This is a genomic window from Hansschlegelia quercus, from assembly GCF_004310425.1.
Lineage (GTDB): Bacteria > Pseudomonadota > Alphaproteobacteria > Rhizobiales > Methylopilaceae > Methylopila > Methylopila quercus.
The window spans coordinates 33,925-55,281 of record NZ_SIUB01000004.1 but is presented as its reverse complement, the minus strand read 5'-3'; the positions used below and the strand labels follow the sequence as shown (position 1 = coordinate 55,281).

23 protein-coding genes are annotated in these 21,357 nt (G+C 66.7%); 14 read left to right on the top strand and 9 right to left on the bottom strand.

From position 1 onward, the window contains the following. Positions 1-15: 15 nt before the first annotated feature. Positions 16-351: a DUF1476 domain-containing protein gene (locus EYR15_RS09710; protein ID WP_131003351.1), complete on the bottom strand. Its 336-nt coding sequence runs from the start codon at positions 349-351 to the stop codon at positions 16-18. A gap of 215 nt (positions 352-566) precedes the next feature. Between EYR15_RS09710 and ftsH the strand changes: the two genes are divergently transcribed. From ftsH to EYR15_RS09685, 5 genes are all read left to right on the top strand, one after another. Beyond that, complete coding sequence (gene ftsH / locus EYR15_RS09705; protein WP_131003350.1) at positions 567-2,483, top strand: ATP-dependent zinc metalloprotease FtsH; 1,917 nt, start codon at positions 567-569, stop codon at positions 2,481-2,483. Positions 2,484-2,669: 186 nt separating this feature from the next. Beyond that, positions 2,670-4,016, top strand: a complete 1,347-nt coding sequence (gene glmM, locus EYR15_RS09700) for a phosphoglucosamine mutase (protein ID WP_131003349.1) — start codon at positions 2,670-2,672, stop codon at positions 4,014-4,016. A 194-nt stretch (positions 4,017-4,210) separates the two neighbouring features. Then, on the top strand, positions 4,211-4,951 hold the full coding sequence (locus EYR15_RS09695; RefSeq protein ID WP_131003348.1) for an outer membrane protein: 741 nt from the start codon (positions 4,211-4,213) through the stop codon (positions 4,949-4,951). Between the two features lie 201 nt (positions 4,952-5,152). Then, a complete protein-coding gene (locus EYR15_RS09690; RefSeq protein ID WP_382239287.1) occupies positions 5,153-6,313 on the top strand; it encodes a phosphoserine transaminase in 1,161 nt (386 codons plus the stop codon). Between the two features lie 74 nt (positions 6,314-6,387). Further along, positions 6,388-7,125: an enhanced serine sensitivity protein SseB C-terminal domain-containing protein gene (locus EYR15_RS09685; protein ID WP_131003346.1), complete on the top strand. Its 738-nt coding sequence runs from the start codon at positions 6,388-6,390 to the stop codon at positions 7,123-7,125. A gap of 4 nt (positions 7,126-7,129) precedes the next feature. Here the strand turns inward: EYR15_RS09685 and EYR15_RS09680 are convergent, their stop codons facing one another. Both EYR15_RS09680 and EYR15_RS09675 read right to left on the bottom strand, forming a co-directional pair. After that, entirely contained in the window at positions 7,130-7,762 is a 633-nt protein-coding gene (locus EYR15_RS09680; protein WP_131003345.1) for a hypothetical protein, read from the bottom strand. A 149-nt stretch (positions 7,763-7,911) separates the two neighbouring features. Beyond that, positions 7,912-8,520 carry a DUF1134 domain-containing protein gene (locus tag EYR15_RS09675; RefSeq protein WP_131003344.1) on the bottom strand — a complete coding sequence of 203 codons (609 nt, stop codon included), beginning with the start codon at positions 8,518-8,520 and terminating at the stop codon, positions 7,912-7,914. A 172-nt stretch (positions 8,521-8,692) separates the two neighbouring features. Here EYR15_RS09675 and EYR15_RS09670 point away from each other — a divergent pair, with 172 nt between their 5' ends. Then, the gene (locus tag EYR15_RS09670; RefSeq protein WP_245498238.1) at positions 8,693-9,151 is read left to right on the top strand and encodes a YHS domain-containing (seleno)protein; all 459 of its coding nucleotides are present in this window, start codon (positions 8,693-8,695) and stop codon (positions 9,149-9,151) included. 13 nt (positions 9,152-9,164) lie between these two features. Here the strand turns inward: EYR15_RS09670 and EYR15_RS09665 are convergent, their stop codons facing one another. Both EYR15_RS09665 and cysQ read right to left on the bottom strand, forming a co-directional pair. Next, entirely contained in the window at positions 9,165-9,557 is a 393-nt protein-coding gene (locus tag EYR15_RS09665; protein ID WP_131003343.1) for a VanZ family protein, read from the bottom strand. Next, entirely contained in the window at positions 9,557-10,354 is a 798-nt protein-coding gene (gene cysQ, locus EYR15_RS09660; RefSeq protein ID WP_131003342.1) for a 3'(2'),5'-bisphosphate nucleotidase CysQ, read from the bottom strand. The genes EYR15_RS09665 and cysQ overlap by 1 nt, the downstream gene beginning before the upstream one ends. 159 nt (positions 10,355-10,513) lie before the next feature. Here cysQ and chpT point away from each other — a divergent pair, with 159 nt between their 5' ends. Beyond that, entirely contained in the window at positions 10,514-11,221 is a 708-nt protein-coding gene (gene chpT, locus EYR15_RS09655; RefSeq protein ID WP_131003341.1) for a histidine phosphotransferase ChpT, read from the top strand. A 19-nt stretch (positions 11,222-11,240) separates the two neighbouring features. Here the strand turns inward: chpT and cysW are convergent, their stop codons facing one another. The 3 genes from cysW to cysP form a co-directional block, all read right to left on the bottom strand. Beyond that, positions 11,241-12,065: a sulfate ABC transporter permease subunit CysW gene (gene cysW, locus EYR15_RS09650; RefSeq protein WP_131003340.1), complete on the bottom strand. Its 825-nt coding sequence runs from the start codon at positions 12,063-12,065 to the stop codon at positions 11,241-11,243. Continuing rightward, entirely contained in the window at positions 12,062-12,883 is an 822-nt protein-coding gene (cysT, locus tag EYR15_RS09645) for a sulfate ABC transporter permease subunit CysT (RefSeq protein WP_131003339.1), read from the bottom strand. Before cysT ends, cysW begins: the two co-directional genes overlap by 4 nt. 139 nt (positions 12,884-13,022) lie before the next feature. Beyond that, positions 13,023-14,030, bottom strand: a complete 1,008-nt coding sequence (cysP, locus tag EYR15_RS09640) for a thiosulfate ABC transporter substrate-binding protein CysP (protein ID WP_131003338.1) — start codon at positions 14,028-14,030, stop codon at positions 13,023-13,025. Between the two features lie 220 nt (positions 14,031-14,250). Here cysP and EYR15_RS09635 point away from each other — a divergent pair, with 220 nt between their 5' ends. The 7 genes from EYR15_RS09635 to EYR15_RS09605 all read left to right on the top strand — a co-directional run bounded on the left by EYR15_RS09635 (position 14,251) and on the right by EYR15_RS09605 (position 20,934). Continuing rightward, positions 14,251-14,901 carry a phosphoribosylanthranilate isomerase gene (locus EYR15_RS09635; protein WP_131003337.1) on the top strand — a complete coding sequence of 217 codons (651 nt, stop codon included), beginning with the start codon at positions 14,251-14,253 and terminating at the stop codon, positions 14,899-14,901. 51 nt (positions 14,902-14,952) lie between these two features. After that, positions 14,953-16,137 (top strand): tryptophan synthase subunit beta, encoded by a 1,185-nt coding sequence (gene trpB, locus EYR15_RS09630; protein WP_131003583.1) that lies wholly within the window; start codon positions 14,953-14,955, stop codon positions 16,135-16,137. Then, positions 16,134-16,967 (top strand): tryptophan synthase subunit alpha, encoded by an 834-nt coding sequence (trpA, locus tag EYR15_RS09625; protein WP_131003336.1) that lies wholly within the window; start codon positions 16,134-16,136, stop codon positions 16,965-16,967. The genes trpB and trpA overlap by 4 nt, the downstream gene beginning before the upstream one ends. A gap of 27 nt (positions 16,968-16,994) precedes the next feature. Then, a complete protein-coding gene (gene accD / locus EYR15_RS09620) occupies positions 16,995-17,915 on the top strand; it encodes an acetyl-CoA carboxylase, carboxyltransferase subunit beta (protein WP_131003335.1) in 921 nt (306 codons plus the stop codon). Positions 17,916-17,941: 26 nt separating this feature from the next. Beyond that, complete coding sequence (locus EYR15_RS09615) at positions 17,942-19,249, top strand: bifunctional folylpolyglutamate synthase/dihydrofolate synthase (RefSeq protein ID WP_131003334.1); 1,308 nt, start codon at positions 17,942-17,944, stop codon at positions 19,247-19,249. 132 nt (positions 19,250-19,381) lie between these two features. Then, positions 19,382-19,633, top strand: coding sequence for a helix-turn-helix domain-containing protein (locus EYR15_RS09610; protein WP_131003333.1), 252 nt, complete (start codon positions 19,382-19,384; stop codon positions 19,631-19,633). Beyond that, positions 19,630-20,934: a HipA domain-containing protein gene (locus tag EYR15_RS09605; protein WP_245498237.1), complete on the top strand. Its 1,305-nt coding sequence runs from the start codon at positions 19,630-19,632 to the stop codon at positions 20,932-20,934. The genes EYR15_RS09610 and EYR15_RS09605 overlap by 4 nt, the downstream gene beginning before the upstream one ends. Positions 20,935-20,994: 60 nt before the next feature. On the opposite strand, the gene trxA is transcribed toward EYR15_RS09605, so the two are convergent. Beyond that, the gene (gene trxA, locus EYR15_RS09600) at positions 20,995-21,315 is read right to left on the bottom strand and encodes a thioredoxin (protein ID WP_131003332.1); all 321 of its coding nucleotides are present in this window, start codon (positions 21,313-21,315) and stop codon (positions 20,995-20,997) included. Positions 21,316-21,357 lie beyond the last annotated feature (42 nt).

Here is a 21,357-nt window from a genome sequence, read left to right as displayed (position 1 = left end):
GAGCGGTCGTTCAAATCAAAAAGAAACGCCGTCTTCGGTCTTCAACTGGGTGGTCGCCGTGATCAGCAACTCGTCCATAAGGCGACGCAGCTCCGTGTCGCTTTCCAGAACGCCGGCCTGCTCGAGGTCTCCCCGCACCTTGCGGAACACGTCATGGTCGCCTTCCTCTTCGAAGTCGGCGAGCACGACGCACTTGGCGTAGGCCTGAGCGGCCTCGCCCGATTTGCCGAGCCTCTCGGCGGCCCAGAGGCCAAGAAGGCGATTGCGGCGCGCATAGGCGCGAAACTTGAGCTCCTCGTCATGGGCGAACATGGCTTCGAAAGCCTGCTCGCGCTTGTCGAACGTCGTCATCGTTCCCGCGCCTCCTCGCGCGCCCCTGAACTGCATATGGATCGCGATTGTGGCGAAGCGAGGCGCGATTGCCGGCGGTAGTCGGGCGGCCGTCAAGTCGATCTTCCGGCGGTCCTTCCTCGTCACCTTGGCATCCCGCCCGGCAGAGCCTACATTCGAGCAGCGGGCGCGCCCTCTCGGCGCGGCGTTCCGCTCCGAGAGGCGCAAAGGCTCCAATGAATCCGAACTTCAGGAACTTCGCCCTCTGGGTGATCATCGTCCTGCTGCTGCTGGCTTTGTTCACGCTGTTCCAGAACAATCCGGGGCAGCGCGGTCAGGTGAACGAGGTCTCGTTCTCCGAGCTTCTGAGCCAGGTCGATAATGGCGGCGTGCGCGCGGTCACGATCGAGGGCCAGACGATCACCGGCCAGTACACCAACGGATCCCAGTTCCAGACCTACGCGCCGAACGATCCGTCGCTCGTCCAGCGTCTCTACGGCAAGGGCGTCTCGATCACGGCTCGTCCGCCGGGCGAGAACATGCCCTGGTTCGTCGCGCTGCTGCTGCAGTGGCTTCCCTTCATCGCGCTTATCGGCGTGTGGGTGTTCCTTTCCCGCCAGATGCAGGGTGGGGCCGGCAAGGCCATGGGCTTCGGCAAGTCCAAGGCGAAGCTCCTCACAGAGGCGCATGGCCGCGTGACGTTCGAGGACGTCGCCGGCGTCGACGAGGCCAAGGGCGATCTCGAGGAGATCGTCGAGTTCCTGCGCGACCCGCAGAAGTTCCAGCGCCTCGGCGGCCGCATCCCGCGCGGCGTGCTGCTCGTCGGCCCTCCCGGCACAGGCAAGACGCTGATCGCGCGCGCCGTCGCCGGCGAGGCGAACGTGCCCTTCTTCACGATCTCGGGCTCCGACTTCGTCGAAATGTTCGTGGGCGTCGGCGCGAGCCGCGTGCGCGACATGTTCGAGCAGGCGAAGAAGAACGCGCCGTGCATCATCTTCATCGACGAGATCGACGCAGTCGGTCGTCATCGCGGCGCCGGCCTCGGCGGCGGCAATGACGAGCGCGAGCAGACCCTCAACCAGCTGCTCGTCGAGATGGACGGCTTCGAAGCGAACGAGGGCATCATCCTCATCGCCGCGACCAACCGTCCGGACGTGCTCGACCCCGCGCTGCTGCGGCCGGGCCGCTTCGACCGCCAGGTCGTGGTGGCGAACCCCGACATCATCGGTCGCGAGAAGATCCTGAAGGTTCATGTCCGCAAGGTGCCGCTGGCGCCGGACGTCGACCTCAAGACGGTCGCGCGCGGCACGCCGGGCTTTTCGGGCGCCGACCTGATGAACCTCGTCAACGAGGCGGCGCTGCTCGCCGCCCGCCGCTCCAAGCGCATGGTCACCTCGGCCGAGTTCGACTCGGCCAAGGACAAGATCATGATGGGCGCCGAGCGCCGCATGGTGATGACGGACGAGGAGAAGAAGGTCACCGCCTATCACGAGGCCGGCCACGCGGTGGTGGCGCTGTTCACGCCGGCGAACGACCCGATCCACAAGGCCACGATCATCCCGCGCGGCCGGGCGCTGGGCATGGTGCAGTACCTGCCGGAGCGCGACCAGATCTCGATTTCCTACGAACAGCTCACCTCGCGCCTTGCGATGGCGATGGGCGGGCGTGTCGCGGAGGAGATCTTCTTTGGCGAGGACAAGGTGACCGCCGGCGCCCAGTCCGACATCCAGCATGCGACGAACATCGCGCGCGGGATGGTGACGCGGTGGGGCTTCTCAAAGGAGCTCGGCACCGTCGCCTATGGCGAGAACCAGGACGAGGTGTTCCTCGGAATGTCCGTCGCTCGCCAGCAGAATGTCAGCGGCACGACGATGTTGAAGATCGACAACGAGATCAAACGCTTCATCGACGAGGGCTACGAGACGGCGAAGCGTATCATCACCGAAAAGCGCGAGGAGATGGACACGCTCGCCAAGGCGCTGCTCGAATACGAGACGCTGACAGGTCAGGAGATCAAGGACATCCTCGCCGGCAACCCGCCGGTGCGGGATGCGACCGACGAGCCTCCGACGCCACGCGGCTCCGCGGTGCCGAGCGCCGGCAAACCGCGGCCGCGTCCAGATGCGGGCCTCGAGCCTCAGCCGACGGCGTGATCAAGCGCCGATGATTTTGAAAGGGCCGGACCCAACGTCTGGCCCTTTTTCTTTGCATTACGTCGGGCGCTCAGGCGGGCGTCTCCGAACGGCGCACACGATTTCTGAACCCGGACACGCTATGGTCCCCGCCGACGACTGACGACCAAGCCGGCGCGGGCTCCCCGACCGGGCGGGGAGATCCGCATGACGCGCAAGTATTTCGGCACCGACGGCATTCGCGGGCGGGCCAACAAGTTTCCGATCACGCCCGATTTCGCGATGAAGGTCGGCATGGCCGCGGGCCTCGCCTTCCGCCGCGGGGATCACGCTCATCGCGTGGTGATCGGCAAGGACACAAGGCTCTCCGGCTACATGATCGAGAGCGCGCTCCAGGCGGGCTTCACCTCGGTGGGCTGCAACGTGCTGCTGCTCGGACCGATGCCGACGCCGGCCGTCGCGCTGCTTACCCGCTCGATGCGCGCCGATCTCGGCGTGATGATCTCCGCCTCGCACAACCCTTATGACGACAACGGCATCAAGCTGTTCGCGCCCGACGGTTACAAACTCTCCGACGAGGTCGAGCTCGAGATCGAAGCGATGCTGGAGCAGGATCTCTCGCCGCGCTTCGCGCTGTCGGACGCGATCGGCCGCGCCAAGCGCATCGACGACGCCCAGGCCCGCTACATCGAGTTCGCCAAGCGCACCCTCGCACGTAACCTCTCGCTCGACGGACTGCGCGTCGTCGTCGACTGCGCCAACGGCGCCGCCTACAAGGTCGCCCCCGAGGCTTTATGGGAGCTCGGCGCCGAAGTTGTCTCAATCGGCGTGGAGCCGAACGGCGTCAACATCAACAAGGACGTCGGCTCGACCGCGCCTAACGCGCTGATCGCCAAGGTCCGCGAGACCCGCGCCGACGTCGGCATCGCGCTCGACGGCGATGCCGACCGCGTCATCATTGTCGACGAGAAGGGCCAGGTGGTCGACGGCGACCAGTTGATGGCGGTGGTCGCCGCCTCCTGGTCGGAACAGGGCCTCCTGTCGGCGCCCGGCCTGGTTTCCACCGTAATGTCCAATCTTGGCTTCGAACGTTACCTGACCTCGATCGGACTGACTCTCGAGCGTACGCCTGTCGGCGATCGCTACGTCGTCGAGCGCATGCGGGCGGGGGGCTACAATCTGGGCGGCGAGCCCTCCGGCCATATCGTGCTGTCAGACTACGCCACGACCGGCGACGGGCTCGTGGCGGCGCTCCAACTGCTTGCAGTCGTGCAGAAGGCCGGCAAGCCAGTCTCCGAAATCTGCCACCGCTTCGAGCCCCTGCCGCAGATCCTCAAGAACGTCCGCTACAAGTCTGGCCGACCGCTGGACGACGACGCGGTACGCAAGGCGATCTCTGCCGCGACCGACCGCCTCGGCGCGCAGGGACGGCTGGTCATCCGCCCGTCCGGCACTGAGCCCGTCATCCGCGTGATGGCTGAAGGCGACGATCGCGACCTCGTCACCACGATCGTTAACGACGTCGTCGACGTTATCTCGAAGGCCGCCGCCTGAGCGCAGTTGCCGCGGATCACCTGACGCCCAGCCTATTGTTGCGCCGAAGCCACATCGAGCAATCGCCGTTAAGTGTAGTAACCCTAAGAGTTAAGGTTAAGTCGGCATTAACCAGCTGCTGCCAGATTGCCAGTCACGGATTCACGCGGATCGCCTCGCCATTACTAGGCGCCGCACATCAGGGACATGGCGGTATGGCCAAGCTTTCGATCTTTGCGCTCGCCGGAGCGCTCGTTCTCGCGATGCTGCCTGCCGTCGGCCAGGCGGCCGACCTGCCGGAGCCTCCGGTTCTGGAGCCGGTCCCCGTTGCGACCGGCGGCTGGTACCTCCGCGGCGACGTCGGCTACAAGGTCTACCGCGACCCGAAGGCCCGCTACAACAATGACGCGTTCGGCGGTAACCCGAACTTCCGCGGCGAGAAGATGAAAGACGCCGGCATCGTCGGCGGCGGCGTCGGCTACAAGTGGAGCGAGTGGTTCCGTACCGACGTGACTGCGGACTATGAGACCCCGTCCAAGTTCCGCGGCCGCCTCGATTGCCCCGGCGGTTGCGTTGCGGGCACCACCAACGAGAAAGCCAAGATCGACGCGGTGACGATCTTCGCGAACGCTTACTTCGACATCGGCACGTTCTACGGCTTTACGCCGTATGTCGGCGGCGGTATCGGCACGGCATACCTTGACATCAATCACTACAGCTCGAGCGCGGCGCCTTCGCCGCGCGGCGACAGCAACTGGAACTTCGCCTGGAACCTTATGGCTGGTGTTGGCTACGAAGTTGCGCCGAACGTCATCATCGACGCCAACTACCGCTTCGTCGATCTGGGTAAGGCTAAGACGAAGTCGCTCGCCCTCGCCGGCGGAAGCGGCAAGGTCAAGGTCGACGACATCCAGGCCCATGAGTTCCGGGTCGGCGTCCGCTACATGCTCGACTGATCCTCAGCGACTTCGGATGAGTTGGGGAAGGGGCGGCGCCGCGAGGGGCCGCCCCTTCCTCGTTTAAGGCCTTCACCTTTGGTTTCGTTCGGGTTCCGGGCGGCCTGCCATGCTTGACGGCGTGCGGAAGCCGCGTCTATCGCTCTCGATCCGGCTCGCCCGCTTGCGACCGGCTCCTTGGTGGACGCGATGATCAACAGCATGCCCACGGTTCGCCCGGCGAACCCCAACTTCTCTTCCGGCCCCACCTCCAAGCGTCCGGGTTGGTCGTTCGACGCGCTCGCCGGCGCGGCGCTTGGCCGTTCGCATCGCTCGGCGATGGCGAAGGCCAAGATCAAGCAATCCATTGAACTCACGCGAGAGGTCTTGGGCGTTCCTGCGTCTCATCGCATCGCGGTCGTTCCGGGCTCGGACACCGGCGCCGTCGAGATGGCGATGTGGTCGCTGCTTGGCCCGCGCGGCGTCGAGGTCCTGGCGTGGGAGAGCTTCGGCGCGATCTGGGTGACCGACGCCGTCGCGCAGCTGAAGCTCCCGAACACGATCGCGCGCACCGCCGAGTTCGGCCGACTGCCGGATCTTGGCGCGGTCGACTTCGAGAAAGACGTCGTCTTCACCTGGAACGGCACGACCTCTGGCGTCCATGTCCGCAACGGCGACTGGATCCCGGCCGATCGCGGCGGCCTCACGATCTGCGACGCGACTTCGGCTGCCTTTGCGATGGAGCTCGACTACGACAAGCTCGATGTCGTGACCTTCTCCTGGCAGAAGATCATGGGTGGCGAGGCGGCGCACGGCGTCCTCGTCCTCGGCCCCCGCGCGGTCGAGCGGCTCGAGAGCTACACCCCGTCCTGGCCACTGCCGAAGCTCTTCCGCATGACGAAGGACGGCAAGCTCGACGAGGGCCTGTTCGAAGGCGATGTCATCAATACGGTCTCGATGCTCTGCGTTGAGGATTACCTCGATACGCTTCAATGGGGCCGTTCCGTCGGCGGCCTGAAGGGCCTGATCGCGCGCGCGGACCGCAACGCCGCAGCGGTAGCGGCCTATGTCGCCCGCACGCCCTGGCTCGACTACCTCGCCGAAGATCCGACGACGCGCGCCAATACCGGCGTGTGCCTGAAGATCGTCGACCCCGAGATCGTCTCGCGCGGCCCGGCGGCGCTCGCCGCGTTCGCCAAGGATCTGGTGGAGATGATCGAGGCTCGCGGCGCGGCTTATGATTTCGGGGCCTATCGCGACGCTCCTCCCGGCCTGCGCATCTGGTGCGGGGCGACCGTCGAGACTGCGAACATCGAGGCGCTTTTCCCGTGGATCGATTGGGCTTATGCGGAGCTCCGCGGCAGCCTCGCGCGGGCGGCCTGACCGCCGACGCATGACCTGAACGCCCGAGCGCGCCGCTTTGCGCGGCGCCGTGTGTCGACGACCGGAAGGCTCCGATGTTCGCCCCCGAGAATGATCTTGAACGGCTTCTCGTCCGATCGGCCGCCGAGCCGGAGCAGCGCACGTCGTTCCTCAAGACGCTGGCGAAGTCGGATCTCATCCTCGCGCTGATCGATTCCGGCGATCCGAGGGAAGGCTACATCGTCCCCGAAGTGACTCATGAGGACGACGTCTTCGTGCCGATCTTCACCTCCGAAGCCCGCGTGGAGGCGATGTTCGGCGACGAAAAGCTGATGATCGTGCGCCAGACGCTCAAGCAGATCTCGGAGCAGATCGACGACGCGCATTTCGTTCTGAACCCTGGTTCAGAGCACGGTCGGGAGTTCATGGCCGAGGAGATCGCCGCGATCCTGAAGGGCGATTTTGCGCGCGTGGCGGAAAGCGGCTTCGAACGCGGCCAGGACGACGGCGACGGCGGACCGCCCACCCTCGTCGGACGACCGAATCCGCTTCCGGTCCACCTGACCGCGCCGCTTGCAGCCATGTTCGCGACAATGCCCGAGGTGCGCGCGGCCTATGTCGCGCAGGCCGTAGAGCCGGACCCGAGCGGCGTAAAGCGCCTCGTCATCGGGCTTGCAGCCGATGGCGATGTCGAGCCCGTCTTCGACAAGATCAGCGACGTGCTGGAGGAGGCCGCGCGGCCATCCGACGTAATCGACTTCGTGACCGTGCCCGGCTCGCCGCTTGACGTCTATTTCGAGCGCGATACTCAACCCTTCTACAAGAAGGCCTGACGCCTCAGGCGCCTGCGCGCTCGGGAGCCCGCTTGAACAGGCTGGCCATCGGGTTCGGAGGGCCGTCATTGTCGGCGGTCGTCGGGACCCCACGCGCCTCCAGCTTCGCGATCTGGCTCTTCAGCGTCGCGGCCTCGATACGCGCCTGCTCGGCCGCGAGCCGGGACGTTTCCGCCTGCGCCTTGCTGGCCTTCAACTCGGCGACCAACTGATCGCGGGCGGTCTCCGCCGCGAGCACGACTTCCGCCGAGCGCTTCTCGCCCTCCATCGCGGTTCCGACCGCGCGGCGCATACGCGCGTCCTCGGCTTCGAGCGCCGCCACCTTGGCGCGGAGGTCCTCAATATCGGCGCGTTGGCCAAGCTCCGCCGCACGGGCGCGGGCGGCCGCGAGCCGCGCCGTATCGAGCCCTCCGACGGCGAGCTCCGCCCGGCGCTCGGCGGCGCGCATCGCGACCGCGTGTTCGGCCCGCAGCCGGTCCTGGCTCGCGACGATCACGTCCGCTGAGACCGGCAGGCTGTCGATCATCCGCGCGCGGGTGAGGCGCACGGCCCTGCGCCAGAAGGCGGGCAGGAACAGCAGCCAGAGCAGCGTCGCGAGGAGGAAGCCGAAGGCGGAATAGAGGATGGGCTCGACCATACGATCCCGGCTTCAGCGCGGAGGAGGGGTCGAGCGAATGAGGCCCGCCGCGACGAACGTCAGGATGACACGGTCGCCCGCCCGCGCCAAGGCGTCAGGCGGTCGATCGGCCAGCCCACGGATCTTGCTCAAGAGCCGAATGCGGCTCTTCAGAATGGATTCCAGGTCGAATTGCGCGTGAACTTTAGGTAGCCGACATTGACGCCGAGACGAGCGCCGACGCCGGTGCGGATCGGCACCAGCACGGTGTCGTATTGCTTCATCGCCGTCATGCCGAAGCCGCCGATGAAATAGGCCGAACCGTTCACGCCGGGAAAGCGTGTGAACAGCGACATCCGCGAGCGCAGATTGTAGACGAGGATCATCGTGCGGGCGCCGTCGCCGCCGAAGTCGAAGCCGACCGACGGACCCTGCCAGTAGACGCGGTCCCCACGATCGCCCTTGCGGGTGAAGAGTTTGCCTTCGCCATAGCGCAGGCCGCCGACGAACGCGCCGGAGCCTTCTTCGCCGAGAATGTAGGCGTCAGGCTCGCCCCACTGCTTGGTGGCCTTTTCGACGATTTCCGCCAGGCCGCGGGTGGTCGATCCGAAGAAGGCGTGACCCTTGTCTACGATTTCCGACGAAGAATACGTGCGGCGAGGCGGGGCCTCGTCGGAATAGGCGGCCCGAGTCGGGCGCTGTTCTGCATATTGCGCATGGGCGGAGCCCGCCAAGCCAAGAGCGAGCATGGCGCCGGCGAAGAGCGACTTCGAGATCATCGCAGCGGTCCTTCCTCGAAAGGCGCGCGAAAACAGCGTCGAACAGCTGATTCGCGCTGATTCGATACAATTTGAGCGACAGGCTTTACTCAAAGGTGAACGGCGCTGGGTTAAGCAGAGGGAGACAGGACGGATAGCCGCCGAAACGAGCGGCCCGACAGGCGGGACGGATATGGAATCGACGCGACTGATCGCGCCGCTGCTGGCGGCGCTCGCCTTCGGCTGCGGCTCGGCGGTGGCGGTTCCGGGATTGACCGAGAAGGTCGTATCGGATCCCTCCAGCGGCATCGCGCTTTACGGCTACGACCCGGTCGCCTACTTCGTCGACAGCAAGGCGACGCCCGGCCGCCGCGACATCGAGGCCGAATGGAACGGCGCCGCCTGGCGCTTTGAGAGCGAAGCCAACCGCGCGGCCTTTCTGTCCGCCCCGGACGTCTATGCGCCGCGGTTCGGCGGTTATGACCCTGAAGCGGTCGCAAACGGCGCGGCTGCGGCCGGCCACCCGCTGCTGTTCCGCGTGAGCGGCGACAGGCTTTATCTCTTCCGTACATCCGAAGCGCGAGACTCCTTCGCGAACGACGCAGCCGCCGAGGCGGCGTGGCCGAAGCTGGAAGCCAAGCTCACCGACTAACGGCGTCGACGTTTCAAGGCCGGGCCAGCCGGCGACAGGCGAAAGCCACGATCGCGGCTCCGATGATCGCGCCGATCCCGCTCGCGAAGAACGTATCCCATCCGCTCTCGCGGCCGGGCGAGAACCGCTGCGCATATTCCAAGAGCCCGGCGAACGCAACGAGAGCGGCGGTGGCCTGAATGATCTGGCGACCCGCTTGCGCGAAGCCGAAGACCATGAAGGCTCCGGTTCCGGCATAGGCCAGGAAATGCTCAAAGACTTTCGGCGCGGGCGTCCGCACCATGACGCCGGCCGGGGCCAGCGACAGCACGATCAGGATGCAGAGGCAGGCGATGGTCGCCACGCGCGCCGCCGTACGGGCCGCAGGCGCCGTCAGGGCTGAGCGTAAGGCGCGACTGGGCATCATCAGCCCGCCTCGCGGCCCCAGGCCACGAAGCCGCCGTTCCTGAAGCCCTTGTCGACCTTGCCGTAGAGGAAGGCTCCGCCCTCGGGCGTCATGACCGAGCCGCCTGCCGCGCTGAGCACCGCGTGGCCGGCCGCGGTGTCCCACTCCATGGTCGGGCCGAAGCGGGGATAAACGTCGGCTTCGCCTTCCGCCACGAGACAGAACTTGAGCGAAGAGCCCGCCGAGCGACGATGGCCGATCGCAAGCGTCGACAGAAAGTCCTCGGTCTCGGTGTTCGAATGGCTGCGGCTCGCGACCGCGCAGAGTGTCTCGCCTCCGATCCGGGTTGCGATCGGCGTCCATGCGTCGGCCGTGGGCGTCTCGCGCAAGGCGGCGCGGGCGACGAACGCGCCGAGTCCCTTGGCCCCGATCCAAGTCGCGCCAAGCGCCGGAGCGTGGACGCAGCCGGCCACAGCCCGCCCGTCCTCGACTAGGCCGACATTGACGGTGAACTCGCCGTTTCGGGCGATGAACTCGCGCGTGCCGTCGAGCGGATCGACAAGGAGGAAGCGAGGCGGGCAGTCGCCGGGGACGCCGTCGCGGGAGGATGCTTCTTCGGCGATGATCGAGATGCCGGGATAGAGCACGGCAAGCCCGGTGATCAGGACCGCTTCCGCAGCCTCGTCCGCTTCCGTCACGGGGCTGCGGTCCTCTTTCGAGCGAACCTCGATCGCTTCTTTTTCGTAGACGTCGAGAATGACCCGGCCGGCTTCCACACAAAGCGCCGCCAGAGCGCGCAGGGTCGAGAGGTCCGGCATCGGCTCGAAGGCTCCGTTTCAGCAAAGGCGGAAAGGCCGAGCCTTGAGGGGGCTCGCGCCAGCGTGTATCAGGCGGTTGGCCCTCGCAGGCCGTGGGCGACTCAGGCCAAAAGGCCGGACGTCCTGACGCAAGCCCTCAAAGCCTTAGCCGGAGCCGCGATGTCAACCTCTGACGGGAATGCCGCCGAGGCGCCGATCATGCTCGACGGGCTCGATCTCGCCGCGCTGGTGGCGAGCCGGGTGTGCCACGACGTGATCTCGCCGGTCGGCGCCATCGTCAACGGCCTCGAAATCCTCGAGGACGAGAAGGACGAGGGCATGCGCGGCTTTGCCTTCGACCTGATCAAGAAGAGCGCGGCTCAGGCCTCCGCGCGCCTGCAGTTCTGCCGCATCGCCTTCGGCGCGGCGGGCTCGGCGGCCGCCATGCTCGACCTCGGAGACGCCGAGCAGGTCGCTCGCGGCTTCGTCGAGGACCAGAAGACCAAGCTGACCTGGGAGGCGAACCGGCAGCTGCTGCCGAAGAACATGGTCAAGCTGCTGCTGAACCTCGTTCTCGTCGCGACCACCACGATCCCGCGCGGCGGCGTCATCGCGGTGTCGGCGTCCGGGGAAGGCGAGGCGACGGAGTTCCGCCTGAGCTCAACGGGCCCGCAGGCCCGCGTGCCGGCGAACGTGCTCCTGCTGCTCGCCGGCCAGGCGCCGGAGGACAGGATCGACGCCCACGTGATCCAGCCGTTCTACACCGGGCTCGTGGCGCGCGCGGCGAACATGACCGTGACGATCGAGGTCGAGGTCGAGGGCGAGACGATCGTCACGATCGCGCGGCCGGGCGCTGCGGCCGAGACCGTCGAGACGCTGACGGTCTGAGTGAAGCGAGGGGGGGAGGTCAGCTCTTCCCTTCGAGCTTCTCGATCACGAGCTTCACGACGATTGTGACCAGCGCAATCCCCGCCAGCACAGTCGCGGCCGCGAAGGCGCCGGCCGCGTTGTAGTCCTGGTAGAGCAGTTCGATCTGCAGCGGCAGCGTGTTGGTCACGCCGCGGATGTTGCCAGAGACCACCGAGACCGCGCCGAATTCGCCCATGACCCGCGCGTTCGTCAGCACGATGCCGTAGAGCAGCGCCCAGCGCACGTTCGGCAGGGTGACGCTCCAGAGCGTCCGGAAGCCCGAGGCGCCGAGCGTCAGCGCCGCCTCCTCCTCGTGGCTGCCCTGCTGCTGCATCAGCGGCAGGATTTCGCGGGCGACGAACGGCGCGGTGACGAACAGGCTCGCCAGCACGATCGCGGGATAGGCGAACATCACCCGGATTCCATGCTCCTGCAGCCAGGGCCCAAACCAGCCCTGCATGCCGTAGACGAACAGATAGGCGACGCCGGCGACAATCGGTGAGATCGAGAAGGGCAGCTCGATCAGCGCGATCAGCAGCCCCTTTCCGCGGAACTCGAACTTGGCGACCGCCCATGCCGCCGCGATCCCGAAGGCGGTGTTGATCGGAACTGCGATTAGCGCGGTCGCGACGGTAAGCTGGATCGCGTGCAGGGTGTCGGGAGTCGCGAGGTTCGCGAGATAAGCGGCGACGCCCGGCTTGAAGGCTTCGGCGAAGATGATCGCGAGCGGGCCGCCGATCAGGAAGGCGGCGGCGGCCCACGCGAATCCGAGGATCGCGAGGCGAACCGGCGCCGAATCGCCGACGCGGGGGCGGGAGGTCACGACGCCCTCGTGTAGCGCAGATGCCAGAGCTGTATGGCGTTGGTCACGAGCAGCATGACGAAGGCGAGCGCCAGCATCGCCGTCGCGATCGCCGCCGCCGCGGGATAGTCGTATTCCTCGAGCCGAATGAAGACGAGCAACGCCGCGATCTCGGTGCGGAACGGCTGGTTGCCGGCGATGAAGATAACCGCGCCGAATTCGCCGAGCGAGCGCGCGAAAGCGAGGCTCAGGCCGGCGAGAAACGCCGGAAAGATCGCGGGAAAGACTACGCTCGTGAAGATCCGCGCAGAACCCGCGCCGAGCGTCTGCGCCGCCTCTTCGACATCGTCGGTGAGGTCTTCGAGCACCGGCTGCACCGAACGGACCACGAAGGGGAGGCTCGTGAAGGCCATCGCGACGGCGATGCCGGCCGGCGCATAGGCGATAGTGATCCCGTAAGGCGCGAGCCACGCGCCATACCAGCCATTGGCCGAGAACAAGGCCGTCAGCGCCACGCCCGCGACTGCGGTCGGCAGCGCGAAGGGCACGTCGACGAGCGCGTCGAGCAGGCGCTTGCCGGGAAATTCATAACGCGCGAGCGCCCAGGCCAAGGCGAGGCCGACGATGCCGTTGATGGCGGTGGCGGCGAGCGCGGACAGGATCGTGACGCGGAAGGCGGCCAGCGCGCGGTCGCCGGTGATGACGGTCCAGAAGCGCGCCGCCCCTAGGCCTGAGGCCTGCCAGACGAGCGACGCCAGCGGCAGCAGCACAATCACGCTGAGATAGGCGAGGGTCAGCCCAAGCGCGAGGCGGAAGCCGGGGAGGGGGGTACGGGACATCAGGCGCCGTGTTCGGAGACGCGTCATTCCGGACGGCGCGTGGCGCCGAGCCGGGATCGGCGTCAGAAAGAAGCGGCTTATACGGCGCGCGATCCCGGATCGCGACCCATCAGGCCGCGTCCGGGATGACGTCTTGTGATCAGCGCCCGACGAACACCTGGTCGAGCTTGCCGCCAGAGGCGAAGTGCGTCTCGTTCGCCTTCTTCCAACCGCCGAAGACGTTGTCTACGGTCAGCAGCTCGACGGACGGGAACCTGTCCTTATTCGCCGTCATGATCGTCGCGTCCTGAACGCGGTTGTTGAACGACGCGATGATCTCCTGGCCCTTCGGCGAGTAGAGGTAGTTCAGATAGTCCTTCGCGAGCGCTTGCGTGCCGTGGCGCTCGGCGACCTTGTCTACGACTGCGACCGGGAACTCCGCGAGCAGGCTCACGGGCGGGGTGACCGTGTCGACCTTATCCGCGCCGTACTCCTTCTTCACCGCGGCGGTCTCCGCCTCGAAGGTGACGAGCACGTCGCCGATGCCGCGCTCCACGAAAGTGGTCGTGGAGCCGCGGCCGCCGGTGTCGAACACCGGCACGTTGGCGAGCAGCTTCTTCACGAAGGCGTCGGCCTTGGCCTCGTCGCCATTGTTGGTCTTCAGCGCATAGGCGTAGGCCGCAAGATAGGTGTAGCGCGCGTTTCCTGAGGTCTTCGGGTTCGGGAACACGACTTTCACGTCGTCGCGGACGAGATCGTCCCAGTTCTTGATGTTCTTGGGGTTGCCCGCGCGCACCACGAACGCCGGAAGCGAATAGAACGGCGAGGCGTTGTTCGGGAACCTGTTCTTCCAGTCCGCGGCGACCAGGCCGCCCTTGTCGGCGAGGATCTGGACATCGAGCTCCTGGTTGAAGGTGACGACGTCGGCCTCAAGCCCTTCGAGAATGGCGCGCGCCTGCTTCGATGTGCCGGCATGGCTCTGGTTGACCGTGATCTCCGCTCCGGTCTCCGCCTTGCGGTCGGCCGCGAACTGCTTGTCCACGGCAGCGAACAATTCGCGGCCAACGTCATAGGAGACGTTTAGCAGCGTCGTCGGTTCAGCGTGGGCCGGAGCGGCGAGAACGACGCCGAGCGCGAGGGCTGCGGATGCAACGAGAGGAAGGCGCATGAGGCAAGCTCCGGGGCGCCGCACATCCCGCGCGGCAGCAATTGAGGCATGATTTAGGCGAAAGCCTCGGCCGTCGCAAGTAACTCACGTCAATCACGCGATATTCGACCATAAGTACATTTATCGTACGTGAAAAAGTCCGTAGACGCCGTTTCCTGCGTATGCGAAGCCGAGGCCTCATCTAGGAAGGTGACGGCCTTCGTTCTGGTGGCTTTTGACGATGTCGATCGAGGTGAAGATCTGCGGACTGTCCGAGCCCGCGACGCTTGAGGCGGCGCTCGGGGCTGGAGCGGATCTTGTCGGGCTCGTCTCGTTCCCGAAGAGCCCGCGCCACGTCTCGCCCGAAAAGGCGGCGGAACTCGCGGCCCTCGCCCGCGGGAGGGCCCGCGTCGCGCTACTTCTCGTCGACGCCAGCGACGATCTCGTGGGCGAGCTGGTATCGGCGACCCTGCCGGACGTGCTCCAGCTCCACGGCGACGAGAGTCCGGAGCGGGCGGCGGAGCTGCGCCGCATCTTCGGCCGCGAGGTCTGGAAGGCGATCCCGCTGGGAGCCGAGGCCGATCTTGCCGCAGCCGAGCTCTATTGGGACGCCGCAGACCGTGTGCTGTTCGACGCCAGGCCGCCGCAGGGTGCCGAGCTGCCGGGCGGCAACGGCCTAGCCTTCGACTGGGAACTGCTCGCAAACCTTGACCCCGCGCGACCGTTCGTGCTTTCCGGGGGCCTGACGCCGGAGAATGTGGGCGAAGCCGTCCGCGTCGCGCGCGCGAAAACGGTAGACGTCTCGTCCGGCGTCGAGACGGTGCCAGGCGTCAAGGACCCGGAGCGGATCGCAGCCTTCGTCAGGGCCGCCAGGGCGGCCGGGCCTTTTTAGGGTTTCAGGGACAGCCTCGTGACCGCGCAGCCGCAGCCGAATACCTTCCGCATGGGTCCCGACGAGCGCGGCCGCTTCGGCATCTATGGCGGCCGCTTCGTCGCCGAAACGCTGATGCCGTTGATCCTCGACCTCGAGAAGGAATATCAGGCGGCGAAGACCGACCCGGCCTTTCACGCCGAGATGAACGGCTACCGCACGCATTACATCGGCCGGCCGAGCCCGCTTTATTTCGCCGAGCGGCTGACCGAGCATCTCGGCGGCGCCAAGATCTATCTGAAGCGCGAGGAGCTGAACCACACCGGTTCGCACAAGGTGAACAACGTCCTCGGCCAAATCTTGCTCGCCCGCCGGATGGGCAAAGAGCGCATCATCGCCGAGACCGGCGCCGGTTCGCACGGCGTCGCCACGGCGACGCTCTGCGCCCGCTTCGGGCTGAAATGCATCGTCTACATGGGCGCGGTCGACGTTGCGCGTCAGGCGCCGAACGTGTTCCGCATGAAGATGCTGGGCGCCGAGGTCGTTCCCGTCGAGTCGGGCTCGAAGACGTTGAAGGACGCCTTGAACGAGGCGCTGCGCGACTGGGTCGCGAACGTCCACGACACCTTCTATTGCATCGGCACGGTCGCTGGCCCGCATCCCTATCCGGAGATGGTGCGCGACTTCCAGTCGGTCATCGGCGACGAGACCAAGGCGCAGATGCAGGAGGCGGAAGGTCGGCTGCCCGACAGTCTGTTCGCCTGTGTTGGCGGCGGCTCGAACGCGATGGGGCTTTTCCACCCGTTCCTCGATGACCCGGAGGTTGCGATCTACGGCGTCGAAGCCGCGGGCCACGGTCTGTCCGGCCTGAACGCCGCATCGATCGCCGGAGGCGCGCCGGGCATCCTGCACGGCAACCGGACCTATCTCCTGATGGACAGGGACGGGCAGATCGAAGAGGGGCACTCGATTTCTGCCGGCCTCGATTATCCCGGCGTTGGTCCGGAGCACGCCTGGCTTAACGATGTTGGCCGCGTGAAGTATCTGTCCGCCACCGACGACGAGGCGGTCGAGGCCTTCCAAGTCCTCTCAAAGCTCGAGGGCATCATTCCTGCGCTCGAAAGCGCGCACGCGATCGCGAAGGTCATCGAGCTGGCGCCTGATATGCCGAAGGACCATCTGATGGTGGTCAACCTCTCCGGCCGCGGCGACAAGGACGTGCCACAGATCGCTGAACGGCTGGGGTCGAGCCTGTGACCGCCCGCCTCGACGCGCGTTTTGCGCAGGCTTCGGCCCAGGGCCGCGCCGCGTTGGTGACCTTCGTCACCGCAGGCGATCCCGACCACGAGACCTCGCTCGAAATCTTGCGCGCGCTGCCGAAGGCGGGCGCGGACATCATCGAGCTTGGCATGCCGTTCACCGACCCGATGGCCGATGGTCCCGCAATCCAGGCCGCAGGACTGCGTGCGCTCGCTGCCGGCGAGACGCTGGTGAAGACGCTGGACCTCGTCCGCGCCTTCCGCGAGCAGGACCAGACGACGCCAATCATCCTGATGGGGTATTACAACCCGATCTACGTCCACGGCGTCGAACGCTTTCTCGACGAGGCGCGGGACTTCGGCGTCGACGGGCTGATCGTCGTCGACCTGCCGCCGGAGGAGGACGAGGAGCTCTGCCTTCCCGCGCTTAGCGTCGGACTCGCCTTCATCCGGCTTGCGACGCCCACGACCGACGACAAGCGCCTGCCGGCCGTGCTCAAGAACACCGCCGGCTTCGTCTATTACGTCTCGGTCGCTGGCATCACGGGCTCGGCGACGCCGGACTTCAACGTTGTCGGCGCCGCCGTCACCCGGCTGAAGCGCCATACCAAGCTGCCGGTCGCCGTCGGCTTCGGGGTGAAGACGCCCGAGCACGCCGCAGCGATCGCAGCCGCCGCCGACGCTGTGGTCGTTGGATCCGCCATCGTCGATACCGTTGCGAAGAGCCTCGACGGCGAGAACCGGGCGACGGCCTCGACCGTCCCGGCAGTCGCCGATCTCGTCTCGCGCCTCGCAGCCGGCGTCCGGCGTGGCCGGGCCGCAGCCTGACCGCGCCCCCAAGGAGAAGCCTCGCCTATGAACTGGCTCGTCAACGTCGTCCGGCCGAAGATCAACAGCCTGCTGACCCGCCGCGGCGACACGACGCCCGAGAACCTGTGGGTGAAGTGCCCGGAGACCGGCCAGCTCGTCTTCCACAAGGACGTGGAAGCCAATGACTGGGTGATCCCAGGCTCCGGCTATCACCTGCGCATGGGCGCCAAGCAGCGGCTCGCGACGACGCTCGATCCCGGCTACGAGGAGATCGCGCTGCCCGAGGTCGCGACCGATCCGCTCAAGTTCCGCGACGAGAAGCGCTATGGCGACCGCCTGAAGGACGCTCGCGCCAAGACCGGCATGGCCGACGCCGTGAAGGTCGCGACGGGGACGATCGAGGGCACGCCCGTCACCGTCGTCGTGCAGGATTTCGACTTCATGGGCGGCTCGCTCGGCATGGCGGCCGGCGAGGCGATCGTGCGCGGGCTGGAGACCGCGGTTCAGCGCGGCACGCCGCTCATCCTGTTCGCGGCGTCCGGCGGCGCACGCATGCAGGAGGGCATCCTTTCGCTGATGCAGATGCCCCGCACGACCGTCGGCGTGCAGATGCTGCGCGAGGCGAAGAAGCCTTACATCGTCGTGCTGACCAACCCGACGACCGGCGGCGTCACCGCCTCCTACGCCATGCTGGGCGACGTCGCGATCGCCGAGCCCGGAGCTCTGATCGGCTTCGCCGGCCCTCGCGTAATCGAGCAAACCATCCGCGAAAAGCTCCCCGCGGGGTTCCAGCGCTCGGAATATCTCCGCGACCACGGGATGGTCGACATGGTCGTTCATCGCAAGGAATTGCGTGGCGTTCTCGCGCGGCTCTGCCGTCTGCTGACGAAGACGCCGAAGCCCGACCTGCCGGCTCAGCCCGAGCCCGTCGCGGAAGACGCCCAGGCGGCGGTCGCTCACGCGTGAACGGCGCTCCCTACGATCATGCCGGGATGAGCGGCAGCGACGCCTATCTCGCCCGCTTCCTCGACCTGCACCCGAAGGAGATCGACCTTTCGCTCGGCCGCACCCTGCGGCTGCTGGAGGAGCTCGGTTCGCCGCATAAGACGATGCCGCCAGCGATCCAGATCGCCGGCACCAACGGCAAGGGCTCCACGACGGCCTTTCTGCGCGCGATGCTGGAGGCAGCGGGCAAGCGCGTCCACGTCTACACCTCGCCCCACCTCGTGCGCTTCCACGAGCGTATCCGGCTCGCGGGATCTTACGTCGACGAGGAGCGGCTGGCCGCGACCTTCGAAGAGGTCGAGCGGGTGAACGCCGGACGCGCGATCACGCTGTTCGAGATCACGACGGCGGCCGCCATGCTGCTGTTCTCGCGCAAGCCCGCCGACGTGCTGCTGCTCGAGGTCGGCCTCGGCGGGCGCTACGACGCGACCAACGTCGTCGACAGGCCGCTCGCCAGCGTGATCACTCCGGTCAGCCTCGACCATCAGAAGTTCCTGGGGGACTCGCTCGGCGCCATCGCGCATGAGAAGGCTGGCATCTTAAAGAGCCTCGTTCCCGGCATCCTCTCCCGGCAGGAGGACGAGGCGCTCGTCGCGATCGAGCGCGAGGCCGCGCGCGTCGGCGCGCCTCTCGCCATCTCCGGTCAGGACTGGCAGGCGCGCGAGGAGCGTGGCCGGCTGGTGTTCGAGGATGGTGACGGACTGCTGGATCTGCCGCTGCCGAAACTCGTCGGTCGCCACCAGATTGAGAACGCCGGCGCCGCCATCGCCACGCTGCGCGCGCTGCCCAAGCTCGGCGTCACCCCGGCTGCCGTAGAGGCTGGTCTGTCCGCCGTCGACTGGCCCGCACGCATGCAGAGGCTCGCGACCGGCGCGCTACTGGCGCTGCTGCCCGAGGGGGCCGAACTCTGGCTCGACGGCGGGCATAATCCCGACGGCGGCCGCGCCATCGCCTCGACGCTAGCCGAGCTCGACGAGCGCTCGCCGAAGCCGATCATACTGGTCGTCGGCATGCTCAACACCAAGGATTCCGATGGCTTCCTCGAGGCCTTCGCGGGGCTCGCCGGCCGAGTCTACGGCGTGCCGATCTCGTCGTCCTCGGCCGCCCGCACCACGCCAGAGGTTATCGAAGCCGCGCAGCGGGCGGGGCTCGCCGCCGAACCCTGCGAGTCGATCGTCGAGGCGCTCACGAAGGCCTCTAAGGCTGCCGGAGCGACACCGCCGCGAGTCCTGATCACCGGATCGCTTTATCTCGCCGGCGAGGCCCTGGCCGCCAACGGAACACCGCCGCACTGACGCAAGTATCTGATCCGAATAAACTTTTAAGAGCTTTTCTCCATACGCTAAAGCGTATATTTGCGATTTTTCGCCCTAAGACTATATGATTCCGTCATCCGCTCCAGCGTATGAGAGATTCGGAAAGCCTTTATGGACCAGATCGCGCGCACTCCCGGTCAGATCGGAGCCGTTGTCAGGCGCCGCCGCAAGGCTCTCGACCTCTCGCAGGACGCCTTGGGCGAAAAGATCAGCATGCGTCAGGCGACGATCTCGAACCTCGAGGCCGGCGATCGCGGCGCGAAGCTTGGGACGCTGCTGGACGCGATGTCGGCGCTTGGGCTCGAGCTCGTCATCCGTCCGCGCACCCGCGGCCGGAGCGACGAGATGGACGATCTGGCGTGATCGTACCGGCGCCTCGTAAGTCCTCGCTGAACGTCTTCATCAACGCCCGGAAGGTCGGCGTGCTGCGCCGGGAGGCGAGCGGCGCGCTGTCGTTCAAATATGCGGAAGGATGGCTGGATCTCGACGCGGCCCCCCCGGTCTCGCTTTCGCTTCCCCTCCGTGAAGAGCGCTTCGTGGGCGCCGCTGTCCACAACGTCTTCGACAATCTGCTGCCGGACGACGATCGGACGCGGCTCCGCCTCGCCGAGCGCGTCGGGGCGGACGGGATCGACGCCTTCAGTTTGCTCTACGAGGTCGGCCGCGACTGCGCCGGCGCGATGCAGATTCTGCCGCGCGGGACGGCTCCGGGGGTCGCCGGCCAGATCGAGGGCGACGCGCTCGACAAAGAGGGAATGGTGGAGATTCTCCGGAATCTCCAGATCACCCCTTTCGGCGTGAATACGGACGAGGCGTTCAGGCTCACTCTGCCGGGCGTTCAGGACCGCACCGCGCTGCTAAGGCATGAGGGCGCCTGGCTCACGCCGCATGTCGGAACCGCCACGACGCACGTTCTGAAGCCCCGCATCCGGCGAGGGCCGACAGGGGTCGACCTCTCCGACAGTGTCGAGAATGAATATCTTTGCTTGAAGCTGCTCGAAAGCTTCGGCGTGCCGGCGGCGCGCGCCGAGATCGCCGATTTCGGCCATGTGCGGGCGCTGGTCGTGGAGCGGTTCGACCGCCGGCTAACGCGCGACGGGCGGCTTTTGCGCCTGCCGCAGGAGGATTTCTGCCAAGCGCTGTCCTATCCGCCGGAGCTCAAGCGCCAGTCGGACGGCGGACCGGGAATCCATGAGATCGTGGAGTTGTTGAAGGGTAGCGACTCGCCGGAGGTCGACATCGCGACCTTCCTGCGCGCCCAGGTCGCCTTCTGGCTCATCGGGGCAACGGAAGGCCACGCGAAGAATTTCAGCCTGCTGGTCAGGTCCGGCGGGCGCTTCCGGTTGGCGCCGGTCTACGGGGTGCGGACGGCGCAACATCTGGTCGACGCCCGGCAGATCGAATGGAAAGGCTTTCGGCTTGCCATGGCGGTGGGACGAAACCCCCACGACGCCGTCGGCGAGATCGGCCCGCGCCATTTTGTCGAGACGGCGGACGCCAGCGGCGTCGGACGGTCCGTCATGACGGCGATCTTCGAGGATCTCGCGGCGAACGCCGCGGCGGCCGCCGAGGACGTCATCGGCGCGCTGCCATCCGGCTTTCCAGATCGGCTGACGACTTCATTGCTCGCGGCGATCGGCCGGCGCGCGCGGCTTCTTGCCTAAAACAAAAAGCCCCCAGCTTGCGCTGAGGGCTTTCATAGAAGCAGCGAACTCTTGAACGACTTAGACCGAGGTCTCGATCCAGTTCACGAGCTTCGACTTGGGGGCTGCCCCGCGCTGGGTGGCGACGTGCTCGCCGCCTTTGAACATCATCAGCATCGGGATCGCGGAGATGCCGAACTTGCTGGCGGTCTCCGGGTTCTCGTCGACGTTGAGCTTCACGATCTTCACCTTGCCCGCCATCTCGTTCGAGATTTCCTCGAGCGCAGGCGCGATCGCGCGGCACGGGCCGCACCATTCCGCCCAGAAGTCGACGACGACGGGCTCGGCCGACTTCAGCACTTCGGCCTCGAAGGTGGCGTCCGAGATCTTGCCGGTGGCCATGGAAGTACCTTTCCTGTGCGGAGCGGCGAACGCTTTTTGCGG